Origin of the sequence: Roseibium sp. HPY-6 (genome assembly GCF_040530035.1) — a bacterium.
Taxonomy (GTDB): domain Bacteria; phylum Pseudomonadota; class Alphaproteobacteria; order Rhizobiales; family Stappiaceae; genus Roseibium.
In genome coordinates this window covers 1,989,875-2,007,202 of record NZ_JBEWCD010000002.1, presented here as the reverse complement: position 1 = coordinate 2,007,202, position 17,328 = coordinate 1,989,875, and the positions used below count along the sequence as shown (strand labels likewise).

General features: G+C 56.5%; 12 protein-coding genes. 3 read left to right on the top strand and 9 right to left on the bottom strand.

Annotated elements, in window-relative coordinates:
• Positions 1-78 precede the first annotated feature (78 nt).
• Both ABVF61_RS20460 and ABVF61_RS20455 read left to right on the top strand, forming a co-directional pair.
• Positions 79-366 carry a DUF1330 domain-containing protein gene (locus ABVF61_RS20460; protein WP_353995379.1) on the top strand — a complete coding sequence of 96 codons (288 nt, stop codon included), beginning with the start codon at positions 79-81 and terminating at the stop codon, positions 364-366.
• A gap of 287 nt (positions 367-653) precedes the next feature.
• A complete protein-coding gene (locus ABVF61_RS20455) occupies positions 654-2,450 on the top strand; it encodes a vanadium-dependent haloperoxidase (protein WP_353995378.1) in 1,797 nt (598 codons plus the stop codon).
• A 411-nt stretch (positions 2,451-2,861) separates the two neighbouring features.
• Here ABVF61_RS20455 and ABVF61_RS20450 read toward each other — a convergent pair whose 3' ends face one another.
• From ABVF61_RS20450 to ABVF61_RS20410, 9 genes are all read right to left on the bottom strand, one after another.
• The gene (locus tag ABVF61_RS20450; RefSeq protein WP_353995377.1) at positions 2,862-3,455 is read right to left on the bottom strand and encodes a class I SAM-dependent methyltransferase; all 594 of its coding nucleotides are present in this window, start codon (positions 3,453-3,455) and stop codon (positions 2,862-2,864) included.
• A gap of 65 nt (positions 3,456-3,520) precedes the next feature.
• The gene (locus ABVF61_RS20445) at positions 3,521-4,702 is read right to left on the bottom strand and encodes an ABC transporter permease (RefSeq protein WP_353995376.1); all 1,182 of its coding nucleotides are present in this window, start codon (positions 4,700-4,702) and stop codon (positions 3,521-3,523) included.
• Complete coding sequence (locus ABVF61_RS20440) at positions 4,699-5,724, bottom strand: ABC transporter permease (protein ID WP_353995375.1); 1,026 nt, start codon at positions 5,722-5,724, stop codon at positions 4,699-4,701. Before ABVF61_RS20440 ends, ABVF61_RS20445 begins: the two co-directional genes overlap by 4 nt.
• 323 nt (positions 5,725-6,047) lie before the next feature.
• Complete coding sequence (locus ABVF61_RS20435) at positions 6,048-7,934, bottom strand: ABC transporter substrate-binding protein (RefSeq protein WP_353995374.1); 1,887 nt, start codon at positions 7,932-7,934, stop codon at positions 6,048-6,050.
• Complete coding sequence (locus ABVF61_RS20430) at positions 7,931-9,817, bottom strand: ABC transporter ATP-binding protein (RefSeq protein ID WP_353995373.1); 1,887 nt, start codon at positions 9,815-9,817, stop codon at positions 7,931-7,933. The genes ABVF61_RS20435 and ABVF61_RS20430 overlap by 4 nt, the downstream gene beginning before the upstream one ends.
• A 201-nt stretch (positions 9,818-10,018) precedes the next feature.
• Positions 10,019-11,899: an adenylate/guanylate cyclase domain-containing protein gene (locus ABVF61_RS20425; protein ID WP_353995372.1), complete on the bottom strand. Its 1,881-nt coding sequence runs from the start codon at positions 11,897-11,899 to the stop codon at positions 10,019-10,021.
• 111 nt (positions 11,900-12,010) lie between these two features.
• Positions 12,011-12,595 carry an NUDIX domain-containing protein gene (locus tag ABVF61_RS20420; protein WP_353995371.1) on the bottom strand — a complete coding sequence of 195 codons (585 nt, stop codon included), beginning with the start codon at positions 12,593-12,595 and terminating at the stop codon, positions 12,011-12,013.
• Positions 12,596-12,621: 26 nt separating this feature from the next.
• Positions 12,622-13,818 carry a CaiB/BaiF CoA transferase family protein gene (locus ABVF61_RS20415; RefSeq protein WP_353995370.1) on the bottom strand — a complete coding sequence of 399 codons (1,197 nt, stop codon included), beginning with the start codon at positions 13,816-13,818 and terminating at the stop codon, positions 12,622-12,624.
• A gap of 29 nt (positions 13,819-13,847) precedes the next feature.
• On the bottom strand, positions 13,848-14,345 hold the full coding sequence (locus ABVF61_RS20410; RefSeq protein WP_353995369.1) for a class I SAM-dependent methyltransferase: 498 nt from the start codon (positions 14,343-14,345) through the stop codon (positions 13,848-13,850).
• A gap of 224 nt (positions 14,346-14,569) precedes the next feature.
• On the opposite strand from ABVF61_RS20410, the gene pepN reads away from it, so the two are divergent.
• Positions 14,570-17,218 carry an aminopeptidase N gene (gene pepN, locus ABVF61_RS20405; RefSeq protein WP_353995368.1) on the top strand — a complete coding sequence of 883 codons (2,649 nt, stop codon included), beginning with the start codon at positions 14,570-14,572 and terminating at the stop codon, positions 17,216-17,218.
• The last annotated feature ends 110 nt before the right edge of the window (positions 17,219-17,328 follow it).

Genomic DNA, 17,328 nt, shown 5'->3' with positions numbered 1-17,328 from the left:
CTGTTTGGAAATTGAGCATTTTTTCGCAGTCGCATCTCGGGTTAGCGTTCGGGCACTTCAAACGCGAGGAGACATCCCATGTCCGTACAAGCACTTGCCATGATCACAGTCACCGACAAAGAGACGCTTGGCGCTTATCGAGAAAAGGCTGCGGAGGCTCTTGCCAAGCATGGTGGCAGCGTCGTGGCAGCCGACCCGGACGTAACCGTACTGGAAGCAGCTGGCGACACGCCGAACATCGCAGCCCTTCTGTCGTTTCCAAGCGTCGATGCTGCAAAAGCCTGGCGTGAAGACCCGGATCTCGCAGACATTCACGCACTGAGGAACAAGGGCGGAAAATCGACGATTGTCGTGCTGCCGGGTTAACGCCTGGTCAGCCGAAATTTCGAACCGAAAGGTCCCAAAGAATGGCGTACCAGGCTCAGGGAGCCTTGTGCGCCTCCTCTATTTTCAAGTTTCTTATTGTCATTTTTGACCATGACGTACGTGGCGCATGGGTTGAAAAACCTGATAAATAAGTATTCCTAATTGAACCCATAAGAATTACTGATTGTACGATTTTCAAACGCTCAACTTACACTTACACCGTGCTTCGAAGTTTATTTTTGAACGAAGCACGCATTTTGATAGCTGATTTTTTTGGAGAATTGATTATGGACAGACGCCAGTGGTCCCATGACATGCGTGTATCTGCAGCCGAACGGGCAAGGGCACGAGAACATCCAACCCACAAAGCCAACGGCGATGAGCAGAAGTTTGCCACCGCCAACTACGCCATGTCCTTTACCAAGGGCCTGGAGCACGATTGTGCAACGGGTCTGGTGGAAAAGCCCGAACATTTCGAAGCCTTCAGAACCGCGATCGACAAAGGCGAAATCGCTGCGTTTCAAGATGGAACCGTACCGCCGGCAAACGACAAAGAGCGTCAGTGGGAGGCACCGACGGCCGGTGTCGTTGGCGATCTGGAAGGACCGGACGCCCAGGCTGTGACGATGCCCCCTGCCCCGCCACTCGGGTCAGACGAGCTCGCCTACGAGATGGCTGAGGTCTATGAGCTGGCGCTTCTGCGCGACGAGCCCTTCACCGTTTTTGAAGGCAAAATGACGACCGCCGCGGCTTCGAAGAAAATCACGCACAGCCTGAAACGGCTGAACGCACTGCAATACACGGCCGACGGTTTTCCGGGGCGTCCGAGAAAACACGGCGGCAAACTGATCACTCCGCAACAGGCATTTCGCGGCTCGGCTCCGGGCGCTGACGCCGGGCCCTACCTTTCGCAATTCATGCTGATCGGCAACCACTCACCGGGCAACCCCGCCGAAGTGAAGAACGGCGAAATCATGTACGGTCCGCAAAAGATCAGCCAGAAGGTGCCAGCAGCCCAGACCGGGCCGACCGGCGACTTCATGACGGAGTGGAACGACTGGCTCAAGGTCCAGAACGGTGCCAACACACGCAACAACAGCGTGTTGTTTCCCGCTGGCAACGGATGGAAATTTATCGCGACACCGCGCGACCTTGCCACTTATGTCCACGACGATGCGCTTTATCAGGCTTACCTGAATGCCTGTCTGATCCTGCTCGGAATGGGTGCTTCATTTGACCCGGCATTCGATCCCCTTTCGGGCCATGGCCAGCAGGCGAAAGGCGCAAATTGGGAAGCCGGCGGTTTTGCTCTTTATGGCGGTCCGCATATTCTGACACTGGTCACCGAAGTTGCCACCCGGGCCCTGAAGGCGGTCCGGTTCCAGAAATTCAACAACCATATTCGCCTGCGTCCTGAGGCACTCGCTGCGCGGATCGAAAAGGCCGCCGACATCGACAACTGCTATTTCTACGGTGAAAAGGTGTTTCAGGACCTGGAACACAGCATTGCCGATACCGTCAACGCAATCAGAAGCGGAAATGCGAGTGGAACCGCATTGCTGCCGATGGCCTTTCAGGAAGGCTCGCCGATGCACCCGGCCTATGGTGCTGGCCATGCGACTGTTGCCGGAGCTTGCGTGACTGTTCTCAAGGCGTATTTCGATACCTCTGCGGTGCTTGTCCATCGCAAGCAGAAAAACGGTGATGGCAAGGCAGACAATGAGATCGCGTTTCGCCGCCCTCTCAAGAAAGGCGCCAAGACGGGCAAGCACACCTTGTCAGCCGATGATATGCCTGTTGCCTTTGTGCCCAAGGATGCAAGCGGCAATCAGCTGGTAGAATCCAAAAACCTGACCACGTTCCTGACACTCGAAGGCGAGCTCAACAAACTCGCTGCCAATATCTCGATCGGGCGGAATATGGGCGGAGTCCACTACTTCTCCGACTATTACGACAGCCTGCGCATGGGCGAGGAAATCGCCATCCGGATGCTTGAAGAACAGGCTCTGTGCTACTCAACCGACCCCTTCGTCATGAGCGTTCCAACGTTCGACGGCGATGTGGTGCGGATTGGCGCCCGGTAGGTCTTGAGAAGCGGAGCGGCAGGCTTTCCTGCCGCTCCGCGTCGTCCGGTTTGCCTGCATTCGCTCTGCCGTGAAGTCTGAAGAAGCTTGAGCAGAAACGAAGCACTCAAATATTCAGACAGCAACAAAATTCGAAGGTTGGATGTGGCTCTGAGGGCGAATCCAACATCGACTATCCGCTCGCGCACAAAAGTCTAGTTTCTACCGGGTCCTTAGCCTGACCAGAAACAGGCCAAGTGGACTCTGAAAGGTGATCCAACCTTGTCATCCCTGCGAAGGCAGGGATCCATTACCCGCGCGATCCCGGCTGTAGGACAAAAAATCAACGCACAGCATACTGGATCCCGGCTCGCGCTGCGCTTGGCCGGGATGACAAACCGTTTGCTTTGGTTAGTTGGGTGTCAACGATACCTAACTGTGAGGCTTCACAAGCCGCATCCGCCATGTAACGCCTTTCTTGTCCGATACAAGGCGGTAGTCGTCGAGGACTTCCCATTTCGTTTCGTCGTCGGTTGCCGCCCAGAGGCTGTTGATCAGCTTGTTGGCGCCGGACTCAGGCCGCTTCGGGGAATACATGGAAAGCGCGATGACGCCGTCTGGCTTCAGAAACGGTACATAGCGGCTGACCACGGCTGCCGGATCGTCCGCGAAGTGCAGCACTTCGTTGAACACGATGGCTGAAAAGGCTTCACCTTCCTGCGGCTCAAACGTGTGCATGTCACCGGCACGAAGCGACGCGATAGCCGGATCGACATTGGCAATTTCAAGCGAAGCAGGCGACAGATCCATGCCGACGTAACGCTTGATACCCATGGGCTGCAGCCGCTCATAAAGCAGTCCTTCACCGCAGCCGATATCGAGGACCTCGTCCATGGAGCCGGTCAGGGACAGCCACATGCCGATGATGCCGTAGCGACCACTTTCGGGAAGCGAGCGTAGAAAGGCCCAGCGCCCGGCTTCGTATTCTTCGTCCCAGCCTTCGGCAGTGGTGGCATTTTTTGACATGACGGCTTCCTGACAGCAAAGGCGGGCCGAAGCGGCCCGCCGGATCAATTCGAATTTCACGAGCTTCACTTATAGGGATCTGCCGCGTCGCGCAAACCATCACCCAGGAAATTGAACGCCAGAACAACGATTATGATCGGGATCACGGGTGCCATCAGCCAAGGATAGACGGTAACGACGGAAATGTTCTGGGCTTCGTTCAGTAGAACACCCCAGGACACGGCCGGTCGTCGCAGTCCAAGGTTCAGGAAGGAGAGCGCCGTTTCCCCCAGGATCATGGCCGGAATGGACAGGGTCGCCGAGGCAATGATGTGACTGGTGAAACCTGGCAACAGGTGCCTGGTAATGACGCGTTTCGGCTTGGCGCCCATCAAGACGGCTGCCTTGGCGTATTCTTCTTCGCGCAGGGACAGGAGTTTTGATCGGACCGCGCGTGCCAACCCCGGCCAATCCAGCAAGCCGAGAATGATGGTCAGTCCGAAATAGATCCAGATCGGGCTCCAGGTGACCGGCAAGGCCGCAGAAAGCGCCATCCAGAGCGGGAGTTCGGGCAGCGAGCGAATGATTTCGATCATGCGCTGGATGATGCTGTCCAGGATGCCGCCAAAATAACCGGCTATACCGCCGAAGAAGAGGCCAAGAACGATCGAGATCGTGACACCGACAAGACCGACGGTGAGCGAGAGACGTGCGCCATAAACAAGTCCGGAGAACTGGTCGCGGCCAAGCCGGTCCGTTCCGATCAGGAACAGCGTTCCGCCCTCGGCCGCGCAGAACAGGTGGAAGTCGGCATCAAACAGACCCCAGAACTCGTAGGAGTCTCCGCGGCAGAAAAAGCGGATCGGCTGGACGTCATCGGTATTTTCCGTGAACACCCATTGCAGGGTCTCCATGTCGATCTCCGACGTCATGCCATAGACGAAAGGGCCGACAAACGAGCCTTCGTGAAAGAGATGCACCGACTGAGGCGGCGCAAACAGATGCAGGCTGTCGCGCGAATTCGGGCCGTAGGGTGCTATCACTTCGGCAAAGGGGACGCACAGGTAGAAAAGGATCAGCACGACACCGGACCAGACAGCAATCTTGTGGCGCTTGAATTTCCACCACATGATCTGCCACTGGGAAGCCTGGTAAAACCGCTCCTGTTCCTCCGTCATTTCTTCCGTGACGGCCGGATTGAACGGCGTCGGATCGACATAATGTTCAACTTCGCGGGCGGGCGTGCCGTCTTTCGTATCCATGCTCATGACGATGCCCTCCCACCGAGACGTATGCGTGGATCAAGCACGGCCAGCAGCAGGTCTGAAATCAGCATGCCGATCAGCGTCAGCACCGCGACGAACAGCAGGATAAAGCCTGAAAGAAACTGATCCTGCGACTGCAGCGCCGAGAGCAGGATCGGTCCGACGGTCGGCAGGCTCATGACCACCGACACAATGACCGAACCAGAGACCATCGACGGGATCAGGTTCCCGATGTCGGCGATGAACGGGTTGATCGCCATGCGCAGTGGATACTTGATCAGCAACTGGTTTTCCTTCAAGCCCTTCGCGCGGCCCGTGGTGACGTATTGCTTGTGCAATTCATCCAGCAAATTGGCCCGAAGCCGGCGGATCATCGCCGCTGTGCCGGAAGTCCCGATAACGATCGTCGGCACGATCAGATGGGCCAGAACCGACATCGCCTTGTCGAAGCTCCAGGGCTGATCAATGTATTCAGGTGCCATCAGTCCACCGACTGACAGGCCAAACCATTGATTGAAAAGGTAGAGCAGGATCAGAGCCAATAGGAAGTTCGGGGTCGCCAGCCCAATGTAACCCAGAAACGTGAACCCATAGTCGCCCCAGGAATACTGTCGTGTCGCCGAGTAGATCCCGATCGGAAACGAAACGACGTAAACGAAAAGAATCGTCGCGAAATTGAGCACAATCGTCAGCGGGAGGGTCGGTCCCACCACCTGTTCGACCGGTTTGTCGAATTCGAAGGACCAGCCCCAGTTTCCCTGAATGAGACCATCGAACCCGTGCGGGCCCGGCCACAGGCCAATCCAGATCAGGTAGCGTTCGAAAAAGGGACGGTCGAGCGAGAACTCCTTGCGCAGAAATTCAAGCTTGGCGACCGAGGACTGCTCTCCGGACGATTTGAGAGCAGCTATCTGGTTGGAAATATAGTCTCCGGCCGGAAGCTCAATGATGAAAAAGGTCAAAAAGCTGATCACCAACAAGGTTGGGACCATCATGAAAATCCGGCGAATAATGTAATAGAGCACCTATACTCCCCTCACCCCGACGCGACCGCCGCAACACTCACCAGTGCATCACACGCGCACCTTCAAGTGCCAACCTTGTGGAGCTCCGCGGCGCATCCGGCACATTCACCCGGTCGCCCGTCCCCACTAAACCCCATTCCAATTGCGTCCGCGACGCAATCCTATTGAAAAACACAGTTCACATTCTGTGCAAGCTCACCACGTCATGCCGTGTTCTGGCAAATCAACAAGTCCGGGTGAACGGTCGCGCGGCAAACCGATATGTGCCCGGTTGTGACACTCTTCGATTTGCCGCGTGGTTTTGCGAAATTCTGCAAGCCGGCCTACTCGCTCAAATAGAATTCATCCATCCGATGAATGCCAAAATGAGCGCCCGGGTCCCAGCCATAGATGCCCTCAAGCGGAACATTCTTAACGTCCTTGATGACAACAGGTTGGCGGACACCCGAAACCAAACCGATATGGATGGTTTCCTCTGCGTGGATCTGAAGAATTTCCTCCCAGATCTTGGTGCGCTCTTCCGGTGTCTTCGACACAAGCCAGGACCGGTAGAGTTCCATCAACCGCTCAGCGGGCGGCCAATCGGGTTTTTCACCGCCTTCGCCCTGGGTTTCATAGTAGTCACCCCATGAATGCCAGGACAGTTCATCGCCGCGAACCGGAACGTAGTCGGATGGTGGCATTTCCGAGGTGGGAATGCCGTTTTCAAAGCCCCACCAGACTGACATCACTAGATCGCCTGCAATGGCGCGCTCGCGCATGTTGTCCCGCTGGCTTGGCTTTGCAAACAATTTGATACCGATCTCGCCCCACATCTCACTGACCAGTTCGAGAGCGTCTTCCTGAACCTGAGCCTCGCCGGCGGTCTCGACGATAATCTCGAGCGGACGACCGTCGGGCAGCAACCTGACACCGTCATCATCGCGCTCGGTCAGGCCGATCTCATCCAGAAGCGCATTCGCTTTTTCCGGATCGTAGTCCGCCCACTTGCTGGTGAACTCTGGCTTGTAAAGGGGACTTGCAGCCAGAACGGTGTCGTTGCCGGGTGTGCCAAGACCGAAGAACAGCACGCGATTGAGAAGAACCCGGTCAATGCCGAGCGACAGGGCGTGCCGGAAACGCGCATCGCGCAGGAGTTCGCGCCAGACCGGATCCTTTACCGTCAGGTTCGGTTTGATCGCGATCTCCGAACCCTTGGCATTGGACCAGAGCGCCGTCACATAATCGTTCTGCTTCTCGCCTTTTTTCAGAACAGTAATGTCCGAGAAACTCAAGTTGCGTGCCTGAAGATTGCTTTCACCGGCTTGCGATTTCGCCGGGATAAGCTTGCCATCGGCGACCGTCATGATGATTTCGTCAATATAGGGCAGCTGTTGGCCCGTGCTGTCGACGCGGTGATAGAAGGGGTTCCGCTCGAGCACGAAGCGCAGGTCGCTGTCGTCCCTCTTGCGGACCCAGGGCTGCAATGTCGGCAATTCAACATTGCGGGCGTTGTACATGTCGTCTTTCTTGTTGTGCAGCGGCGCCCAGCTGCGCGCCTTTACCTTGCCGGCTTCCTTGGTAATGAAATCCGGATCACCGTATTTTTCGTGAAACTGCCTCAGGTAGTGCGAAGGCCGGTAGATGAACGGTGGCCGGGACTTTGCCAGCTCCGGCAGGAAAAGCGGGTTCGGGTCATCCCAGGTAAAACGGACCGTCGTGTCGTCGATAACTTCGAATTTCGGTCCTTTGCCGTTTACAACGAGGAAGGGCGGCAAGCCGGACGGCGTCAGGTTTTCATTGCTGACTATGTCCTCGAAGTAGTAGCGGATATCTTCGGCGTCGAATGGATCTCCGTCGGACCATTTGTGACCTTCACGTGTGTGCAGCGTGAATATCCGGCCATCTTCAACCTCGACATTGGCGAGAATATCGGGAACCAGTTCGAGTCTGTCGTTGTATCCCACCAGACGGGCATAGCCCCATACGTTGATCAACCGAACGTCTTTGGAACGGCCAATCAGGGTATCAAGCGAACCACCGTGCTGGCCGACGGTGCGTCCCTTTGCTTCCATATCGACAACAAGCGGTTCGGAAGGCACGCGCTCAGCGACAGGTGGAAGCGATGCATCCAGGCCCGGTGTTTCCTTCAGTTCCAGCGCCGCCAGCGGCGACGCGAGCAAGGCCGCTGTTACAAACAGCCCCGTCCTCTTCCAGTCCAGTAACTTCATGCTGCAGTCCCCTCTTGTGCCCCGGAATTCTTGAGTCCGGGTGCGCAAACAAAATGATCTGGTTCCATTTCGACCAGCGACGGTTCAACGCCGTCGGTAATGCGGAACGGTTCCGGCCAGATGTCCGGTTCGCTGGCTCTGTTGGCATCCAGCGCTGCAAAATCGAGTGGCGTCGACAAGTCCGGTTCCGGCACGGCGGACAAAAGCGCCTTGGTATACGGATGAAGCGGATTGCCAACGACTGTTCGTGTTTCTCCCAATTCGACCATGCGCCCGCGGCACATCACTGCGATACGGTCGGCCACATAATCTACCACAGCAAGGTTGTGGCTCACGAACAGATAGGTGAGGTTCAAGTCGCGCTTGAGGTCCTGAAGCAGGTTCAGGATCTGCGCCTGCACAGAGACGTCGAGTGCCGATGTCGGTTCATCGCACAAGATGAATTCGGGATTGAGCGCGAGGGCACGTGCAATGCCGATACGCTGGCGCTGACCACCGGAGAACGAATGCGGATACCGGCGCAGGAATCTCGGGTCCAGCCCCACAAGATCCATCAGATTGCGAACGCGCTCAGACCGTTCCTGCTGGGTGCCTATCCCGTGGACTTCGAACGGCTCGAGGAGCGTATCGTTGATCGTCATGCGCGGATTGAGCGAGGAAAAAGGATCCTGGAATATGAGCTGTACCCGGCGGCGGTAGTCCATCAGGTCCGCGCCTTTCAGGTCGGCAATATTCTCCAGTCCCTTGCCACGATTGTAGAGAACCTCGCCGCCTTCCAGATCAAGTGCTCTGAGAATGGCTTTTGCAGCGGTTGTCTTGCCGGATCCGGATTCGCCCACAAGACCAAGACATTCGCCGCGCCTGATCGTCAGGCTTATGTTGTCCAGCGCGGTCATGGTCTTTGTCCGCGCACTGAGCAATGATCCCTTGCGCAGAGAGAACCTCTTGGTGACATTGCGCATTTCGACAAGCGGCTCACCAGGGGCAACGTCGCAATGAGGCCTGTTCTTCGTCAGATCTTCCGACTTCAGTTCGATGGGCCGAATGGGAACGAGCCGGTCGTCCTTGTCCATATGAAAGCTCGGGACGGCATTCAGCAGCGCTTTCAGATAGTCGTGCTGCGGATTGGAAAAGAGTTGCTCCGCAGTACCCTTTTCCATGATACGGCCGTGATAGATCACCGCAATCTCGTCCGCCATATTGGCGACGACACCAAAGTCATGGGTAATCATCAGCACCGACATGCGCAGCTCGGACTGAACCTCGCGAATGAGTTTCAGGATCTCCGCCTGGATCGTGACGTCGAGCGCCGTCGTCGGCTCATCGGCGATCAAAAGCGCCGGACGGCAGATCATTGCCATGGCAATCATCGCGCGCTGTCGAAGACCGCCGGACAGTTCGAAGGGATAAGTGTCGAGGGCACGCTGGGGATCGGGAAACTGCACGAGACGCAGCATTTCCTGCGTCAGTTCCCGCGCTACACCACCCGAGACATCCCGGTGCAGCAGTGCTGCTTCGCCGATCTGGTCACCGATGGTGTGCAGTGGCGAGAGCGATGTCATCGGCTCCTGAAAGATGATCGCGACCCGGTTACCGCGCAGATGCCGCATTTGCGGCCCCTTTCGCTCCAGAGCCGCAATGTCGACCGGCGGCTCCGCCCCCGTCGGATCAGCCAGGATCACCTTGCCCGACGATATGCTTGCGGCTTGGGGCAACAGTCCCATGATCGTTTGAGAAATAACGGTTTTTCCGGAGCCGGATTCGCCAACAAGTGCAACCGTCCGGTTCTCAGGAACGACGAAGGATACGTCGTCAACGGCGCGCACGCGGCCTTCCGCCGTATTAAAATCAACCGTCAGTCCCTCGATCGAGAGAACATTCACCGCGTATTTCCTCCCCGGCAAGGATTGTCTGCGTGAGACTTACTAAGCCTTTTTTGCAAAACCAAGACAACCAAATTCGCCGATGGATAGCAATGCAGAAATCTGCAGATGCGTTCTGTGACCTGCATCACAACGATCAGAATCTGGTCTTTTTTTCAGAATCTTGCGTCAATCCGGCAAAAGCTGGCAGTGTTGCCCACACTACTCTGCAGCTGACACGGGAAGCTCTCGTGGTGAGGTCTTGCCGGTAGACGCAAGTGGGTGAGGATCTAACCAGTAAACTTCCATCAGACCGCTGCGCCCACGCAGATGATGCGCTCCGACCGGGCGCTTGTGCTGCTCACCAGGAAGCCTGGAGACCGTGTCCGCACTTGCAAGAATGGTGACTTCCGGCTCGCCTTCCACTTCCTTGCCGAGTGTTTGAAGCCTTTCCGCAGCATTCACGGTGTCTCCGACAACCGTGTAATTCCAGCGATCAAGCGCTCCCACATTCCCAACGACTGCGGGCCCGGAGTGGATCCCGATGCGCGTGAACATCACCGGCCGCCCCTCGGCTCTGGCGTTGACATTGGACTCCTTCAAAGCGGCGGCAATCCGCCGGGCTGTTCTAACAGCTGCCTCGGCATGATCGGGCCGCTCATCAGGGGCACCCCAGAACGCGAGCATGCCGTCGCCGAGAAATTTGTCGACTGTCCCGCCTTCCGATTCGACAGCCTCAACAAGGATCGCGAAGTGATCATTCAACAATCCTGCGGTTTCTTCCGCGCTCATGTGCTCCGAAAGAGCCGTGAAGCCGACAATGTCAGTGAACAGGATCGTCAAGTCGGCTTCGCGTGCCTCTGCCGCCTGCCCGCCGCCCAGCCGCATCAGCTTGATAAACAAGGAACGTGGTACATAGGTGTTCATGGCCTTCAGGCCTTCCACCATGGAATTGAAGGCAAGGGCGACCTGGTCAATCTCTGCGACGCGGCTGCGCGGCATCGGCTCAACATCGTTCAGCGACAGGCTGCCGACCCGCTCGGACTGTACCGCGAGATTGCGAAGCGGCCGCGCAACGCGTCGACCCAGCCAGAATGCAATCAGCACCGAAATGACCAAGGCACCAAAGCCAACGAACATTGACCCGGCTAGCCGGCGGACTTCTCTGGAAACTGTCGCGCTTTGATAGTACTGCCCAATCGTCCATGGCTGATCGCTGAAGCCGTCCAGCGCAGCCTTCATGATGATGTATTCATCGTCATTCGCTTCGACAAAAGACACATCGATTCCGAGCTCCGCGGCTTTCTGGAACTCATCGATCGGTTGTTCGTCGACCATGGCCGCAAGAACCGGATCTCCGAGATTGTGCCAGGCGTCCGGCAGATTCTCCTTGATCGAGCCGCCGGTCTGCAGCTCGCTGGCGTCCGAGTGCATGATCACGCGCCCGCTGCCATCAATGATGAAAATCGTGTTGGTGAACCCTTCGTCCTGGGCTCTGACGATATGCGAGAGGTCCTTCATCGACGTTGCCGCGGTCAGCGTGCCGATCAATTCATCGTCTCTCACAAGCGGGACCGAAACGTTGGCGAACAGTCCGACTTCGTGCTCGACCAACGGCCCCCAGGTAGGCGCGCTTGCAGTGTTGAGCGACGGAAGCTTCGTCGCGTTCATCCCAGGCGGTGGAACGTCCGCTTCGATGCGCCACAACTTGCCATTGGGCGCCCGGTAGATACCGATGCGCCGCCCGTCTTTCGACGTCATCACGAGCGTCGTCACGTCACTGTTCGACTTGAGCGCGATCGACAGATCCTCGAAAGTGCGCTCTCTGTCGTCCAGACCGAGCGTTCCATCGTCAAAATAAGGCTTCAGGCCAATGACCGCATTTTGCACGGAGGCAAAATGAGTGCGCAGCTGCGCCTCCAGTGCGTTCGTGCTCAGAATTGTCTTGTCATTGAGCAGCGAAAACGTGTTGCTGAAATTCGCACTGACGGACAATCCAAGCACAAGGCCGATCGCCAAGGCGACAAACGCGCCAAATCCCAGGCCGACAATGGATGTCAGCGGGAGCTTGATGCGTCGATCGCTGCGCTTGCGCTCTGCCATCAGAGACAGATCCCCTTCGTTGATCACAGCAGCTTACCTGCCAGACCGTTTGCGTCAAATTAAGGCGATCGGCACAATTCTCATTCTTCCGAATTAACGCTCAACGAGCTCTTACCGCGTGAATTCACGCAAGGCCCGTTCCTGCAAAAGCATGATGGTCTTTGCATCACAGATGTCTCCCGACCGGATCATGTTGAGCGCTTCCTTCAGTGGAACATGCATGACCTCGATGTCCTCGCCTTCGGTGACTTCGCCTCCACCATCACCGACCCTGTCCTTCAAATGGTACGTTCCTGAGTAAAATGAAAGGTATTCCGTCACCGAACCGGGACTCATGTGGACATCGAACAGATGCTCAAGTGCGGACACTTCGTAGCCGGTTTCCTCGATTAGCTCGGACCGCATCCGATCTTCAGGATTGGCCCCTTCCAACAACCCGGCCGGCGTTTCGATCAGGAACGGGTCCTTGCCGCTGAGCAGTACCGGCAACCGGAACTGACGCGTTAAAAGAACGCAGCCGGTGTCCGGGTTGTAGAGGAGGCAGGTTACCCCATTGCCCCGGTCATAGGCCTCCCGGATCTGCTCCTGCCAAGAACCGTCCTTGCGCAGGTATTCAAACCGGTATCGTGTCAGCTTGCCCCAATTGTCCGACAGGAGCGTCTGATCGATAAAGCGCAAATAGTCTGTGTCTTGCATATTATTGATACCTCAATTGAAATCGCTCACGAATTCCTAGTCGTGGCGTCCGGCGGCGCAAGGCCAAGCTCTGCAAGGACTTCCTGCGTATGTGCCCCCAAAGACGGTGCAGCGCGATCGAGTGCCAAATCGGCGTTTCGAAAGGCTATTGGCGTGCGCACCGAAGAGACCGACCCGCCGGCAACTCCGCCAGCGGGCAGGTCAACTTTCATGCCACGATGGGCGACCTGCGTGTCGTTGAAGACATCTTCGACCGAATTGATCGGTCCTGCGGGCACTCCTTCCAACTCGAGCGCGGCCAAAAGATCGTCTCGTGCGCGCGCTGCCGTTTCTTCACACAACAGAGGCACAAGCTCGGACCGCGCGGCGACACGCGCCGCATTTGTTGCGTATTTCGGTTGTTCGGCAAGTTCCGGACGCCCAAGAACCCCGCACAGCCTTTTGAACTGGCCATCATTGCCAACAGCAATGATCAGGTGACCGTCCTTTGCGGGAAAAACCTGATAAGGCACAATATTCGGGTGTGCATTGCCCAATCGTTTCGGCGCGTTTCCGGATACGAAGTAATTGAGAGCCTGGTTCGCCAGCACAGCCACCTGAGCATCAAGCAGAGCCATGTCGACCCATTCCCCGTCTCCGATTGTGTCGCGCCGCCGCAACGCTGCCAGAATGCCGATGACACCGTAAAGGCCTGTAAAGATATCCGCAAAAGCAACGCCGATCTTTTGAGGAGCACCGTCGGGATTGCCGGTCAGATCCATAATGCCGCCCATACCCTGGATCATGAAATCGTATCCGGCGCGATGCGCGTAAGGCCCTGTCTGACCGAAGCCGGTAATCGAGCAATAAACCAGCCCTGGATTGATCTGCTTCAGGCTGTCGTAGTCCAATCCATACTTCGCCAAGCCGCCGACCTTGAAGTTTTCAACAAGGACGTCTGCGTCGGCGACCAGCCGGCGTACGATTTCCTGCCCCTCTTCTGTCCGGAAATCAGCGACAACGGAGCGTTTGCCGCGGTTGCAGGAATGAAAGTAAGCCGCATCCCCCTCTCCTCCTGCGTCATCTGCGACAAAGGGCGGTCCCCATCCCCGCGTATCGTCGCCCTGGGGGCTTTCGACCTTGATCACATCCGCACCGAGGTCAGCCAGTGTCTGGCCTGTCCAGGGACCGGCAAGAATGCGTGCAAGTTCAACAACCTTTATGCCTTCAAGGGGTGCAGACATGGCTTTTCTTCCGGGATTTGTGGGAGCGATCAGGCGTCGGACGTCTTGCGGTAAATATGGTATCGGCCCGGGTGGATACCGTCCGGCTTTTCCATGATCTCGAAATTGGGCAATTCAAGCTTCAATGCGGTCAGCACGTAACCGCCGACAGCCATGCGTTCGTTGATCAGCGGTTCCAGCCAATTGACGATCGCAAGATCGTTTGTGGGGTCTGCCGAGCCGATGTCGATATGCGCAAAAGACGCCTGAGCGCCAACCCGGGGACCACAAAATGCGAGCGTATCGCGAATGTCGCCAAGGATCATGTGATCGGCATCCGGCGCACAGCTCGGGTGGCAGTTCATGGCAAAATCGAAAACAAAGATTTCCTTGTTCGGATAGATTTCGCGCAAATGATCATAGGTGCGGCCATTGCCAAGTCCCAGCTCCAGAACAGGACCTTCAACGGCGTTGACCTTGTCGACGAGGTATTCCAGCAGAATTTTCTGCGAAGTCATGCGGCGGATAAAACTGTCCAGACGGCTCATTCAAAACTTCCCTGTGACTCAAGACGCCCTTCACATAGTCAAAGGCAGGCATAAGGTCAAAACCTGCTCTTGAGACCAGACGGGTTGCATAATTCGAGACTGGTGAGATGGAAAAGGAAACAGTACTTTGCCACAATCCATGATCATGGTAACGCCTTAGCCGAGGATGCCGGCCAGATAGGTAACGAACGGCATTCAGTTTGACACATCTTCAGGAGACCTCGATGCGATCCGAAACGGCGCCGGCCATTCGGCTGGAAGACTATCAACCGCCCGCCTACCGTATCGACAAGGTTCACCTGACAGTTCAACTCGACCCGCTGGAGACCATAGTTAAAGCGGTGCTCTCCATTGTTATGCAGCCGGACACCGCCGTTGGCACGCCGCTCGTTCTGGACGGTGACGAGCTGACCCTGATCAGCGCAAGGCTTGATGGTGAAGACCTGTCTGTTTCCCGATATGAAGCTGCGCCTGACAGGTTCGAATTCTTCGAACCGCCGTCCGGTCCGTTCGAATTGTCGCTCACCACGCGGATCAACCCGCAGTCCAATACCAAATTGATGGGCCTTTACCGTTCTTCCGGAACGTTCTGCACGCAGTGCGAAGCGGAAGGCTTCCGCCGCATCACATATTTTCTCGACCGGCCCGACGTCCTTGCGGTTTATACGACGCGCATCGAAGCCTCAAAGGCCGATTGTCCGGTTCTTTTGGCGAATGGCAATCTTGCTGAAACCGGCGACATTGAAAAAACCGGCCGCCATTTCGCGGTCTGGCACGATCCGCATCCGAAACCCGCCTATCTCTTCGCGCTTGTCGCGGGGCACCTGGCGCAAGTGCCCGACAGTTTCACAACCGCGTCTGGCAAAGCGGTCCAGCTGAACATCTACGTCGAACACGGCAACGAACACCTGTGCGACTGGGCCATGGATTCGCTTAAGCGCTCCATGCGATGGGACGAAGAGGTTTTCGGGCGCGAATACGATCTGGACGTTTTCAACATTGTTGCCGTATCCGACTTCAACATGGGGGCCATGGAAAACAAGGGCCTGAACATCTTCAACGACAAATATGTTCTGGCGGATCCGGAAACGGCAACCGATCAGGACTATGCCAACATCGAAGCCGTCATTGCCCACGAGTATTTTCACAACTGGACCGGCAACCGGATCACCTGCAGGGACTGGTTCCAGCTTTGCCTGAAAGAAGGATTGACGGTATTCAGGGATCAGGAATTCACGTCGGACATGCGCTCAAGACCGGTCAAGCGGATCACGGATGTCAGACTGCTCAAGTCGCACCAGTTTCCCGAAGATGCCGGACCGCTGGCCCATCCTGTCAGGCCGCGTCTCTACCACGAAATCAACAACTTCTATACGGCCACCGTCTATGAGAAGGGCGCCGAGGTCGTGCGCATGCTCAAGACGGTTGTTGGCGAAACCGGTTTTCGCGAAGGGCTCGATCTCTACTTCGATAGACATGATGGCGATGCGACCACGATCGAAGCATTTCTGGCGTGTTTTGAAGATGCGGCCAAGGTCGATCTGAACCAGTTTTCTCTCTGGTATGAGCAAGCCGGAACACCTCTTGTGTCGGTGAAGACGCGTCACGACCCGAAAAGCCAAACGTTTTCGGTATCCCTCTCTCAGGAAGTTCCTCCGGTTCCCGGTCAAAAATCCAGCAAGCCGGCTTTGATCCCCCTCAGGTTCGGCCTGATCGGGGCAGACGGCGAGGATATCGAAGCGATTTCCGACAACGGCGTCGAGATCGTCGGCGATGTCATGCTGCTGGACAAGGCCCGTCAGGAAGTGGTCTTTTCCGGGCTTGCGTCTCCACCGACCCTGTCGCTGCTCAGAGGCTTCTCGGCACCGGTCCGCCTCAGCCAGCAGCAGCGAGAGGAAGACCTGCGGTTTCTTGCGGCTCACGACAACGACCCGTTCAATCGCTGGCAGGCCGTCCAGACCCTATGTATGCAGGAGCTCCTGCGGCTGACCGGCTGTATTCGGAAACAGGAGACCGCAGAAACGTCCGACGCGGTAGTTGAGGTTTTCGGATCCGTTTTGCGGGACCAGAACATCGACGCTGCGCTTAAGTCGCTTGCGCTGACGCTTCCGAGCGAAGCGGATATTGCGCAGGAAATCGGCAAGAATGTCGATCCGGACGCAATTCACTCTGCGCGGCTCCTGTTGAGAAAGGCGATTGCTTTCCATCACAGGACGGAACTTCTCAAAGCAATGAAAGACGTGGCTTCGACAGGTGCCTATTCGCCTGATGCGACCTCCGCCGGCAATCGTTCCCTCGCCAACCGGGCTCTGCATTATTATGCCGTTTCGGGCGCAGACGATGCTGCGCAGCTTGTATGGGAGCAATTTACAGCCGCCAATAACATGACGGACCGGCTCGCCTGCCTCACCCTTCTCGTTCACGACCATCTCGCGCACGGAGACGAGGCCTTGAAAGCCTATCAGGCACGCCATGAGAAGAGTTCGCTGGCAATGGACAAATGGCTCATGGTCCAGGCAACGGCGCCTGGTCCGGAGACACTGGAAAAGGTCAGGCGGCTCAAATCGGACGCGCAGCTTTATGATGTCACCAATCCAAACCGGGTGCGGGCCCTTCTGCAATCCTTCGCGACCGGCAATCCGACGCAGTTTGCGCGGACGGATGGCGCCGGTTTTGAGCTCATTGCCGAATCAGTTCTTGAAATAGATAAACGTAATCCACAGGTAGCTTCGCGTCTTTTGACCAGCTTCCGCTCCTGGAGGGCACTTGATTCACATCGCTCTACACTGGCAGAATCTGCACTTTTGAAGATTTCATCATGCGAAGAACTGTCTAGGGACAGTCGCGATATCATTGATCGAACGTTGCAATAGTCGCCTTTACTGAAGAAAGTTAACAAATGCTACGAGAGTCAGTCAGCGCGTTAACCATTTTCTTCTTTGCAGGGACTGGACAAAAACCTTCGTTTTGATTCAAATGGAAG

Bases quoted from the DNA above. Each gene is read 5' to 3' on its own strand.
- ABVF61_RS20460 (WP_353995379.1), top strand. From the start codon at position 79: ATGTCCGTACAAGCACTTGCCATGATCACAGTCACCGACAAAGAGACG.
- ABVF61_RS20455 (WP_353995378.1), top strand. From the start codon at position 654: ATGGACAGACGCCAGTGGTCCCATGACATGCGTGTATCTGCAGCCGAA.
- ABVF61_RS20450 (WP_353995377.1), bottom strand. From the start codon at position 3,455: ATGTCAAAAAATGCCACCACTGCCGAAGGCTGGGACGAAGAATACGAA.
- ABVF61_RS20445 (WP_353995376.1), bottom strand. From the start codon at position 4,702: ATGAGCATGGATACGAAAGACGGCACGCCCGCCCGCGAAGTTGAACAT.
- ABVF61_RS20435 (WP_353995374.1), bottom strand. From the start codon at position 7,934: ATGAAGTTACTGGACTGGAAGAGGACGGGGCTGTTTGTAACAGCGGCC.
- ABVF61_RS20425 (WP_353995372.1), bottom strand. From the start codon at position 11,899: ATGGCAGAGCGCAAGCGCAGCGATCGACGCATCAAGCTCCCGCTGACA.
- ABVF61_RS20420 (WP_353995371.1), bottom strand. From the start codon at position 12,595: ATGCAAGACACAGACTATTTGCGCTTTATCGATCAGACGCTCCTGTCG.
- ABVF61_RS20415 (WP_353995370.1), bottom strand. From the start codon at position 13,818: ATGTCTGCACCCCTTGAAGGCATAAAGGTTGTTGAACTTGCACGCATT.
- ABVF61_RS20410 (WP_353995369.1), bottom strand. From the start codon at position 14,345: ATGAGCCGTCTGGACAGTTTTATCCGCCGCATGACTTCGCAGAAAATT.
- pepN (WP_353995368.1), top strand. From the start codon at position 14,570: ATGCGATCCGAAACGGCGCCGGCCATTCGGCTGGAAGACTATCAACCG.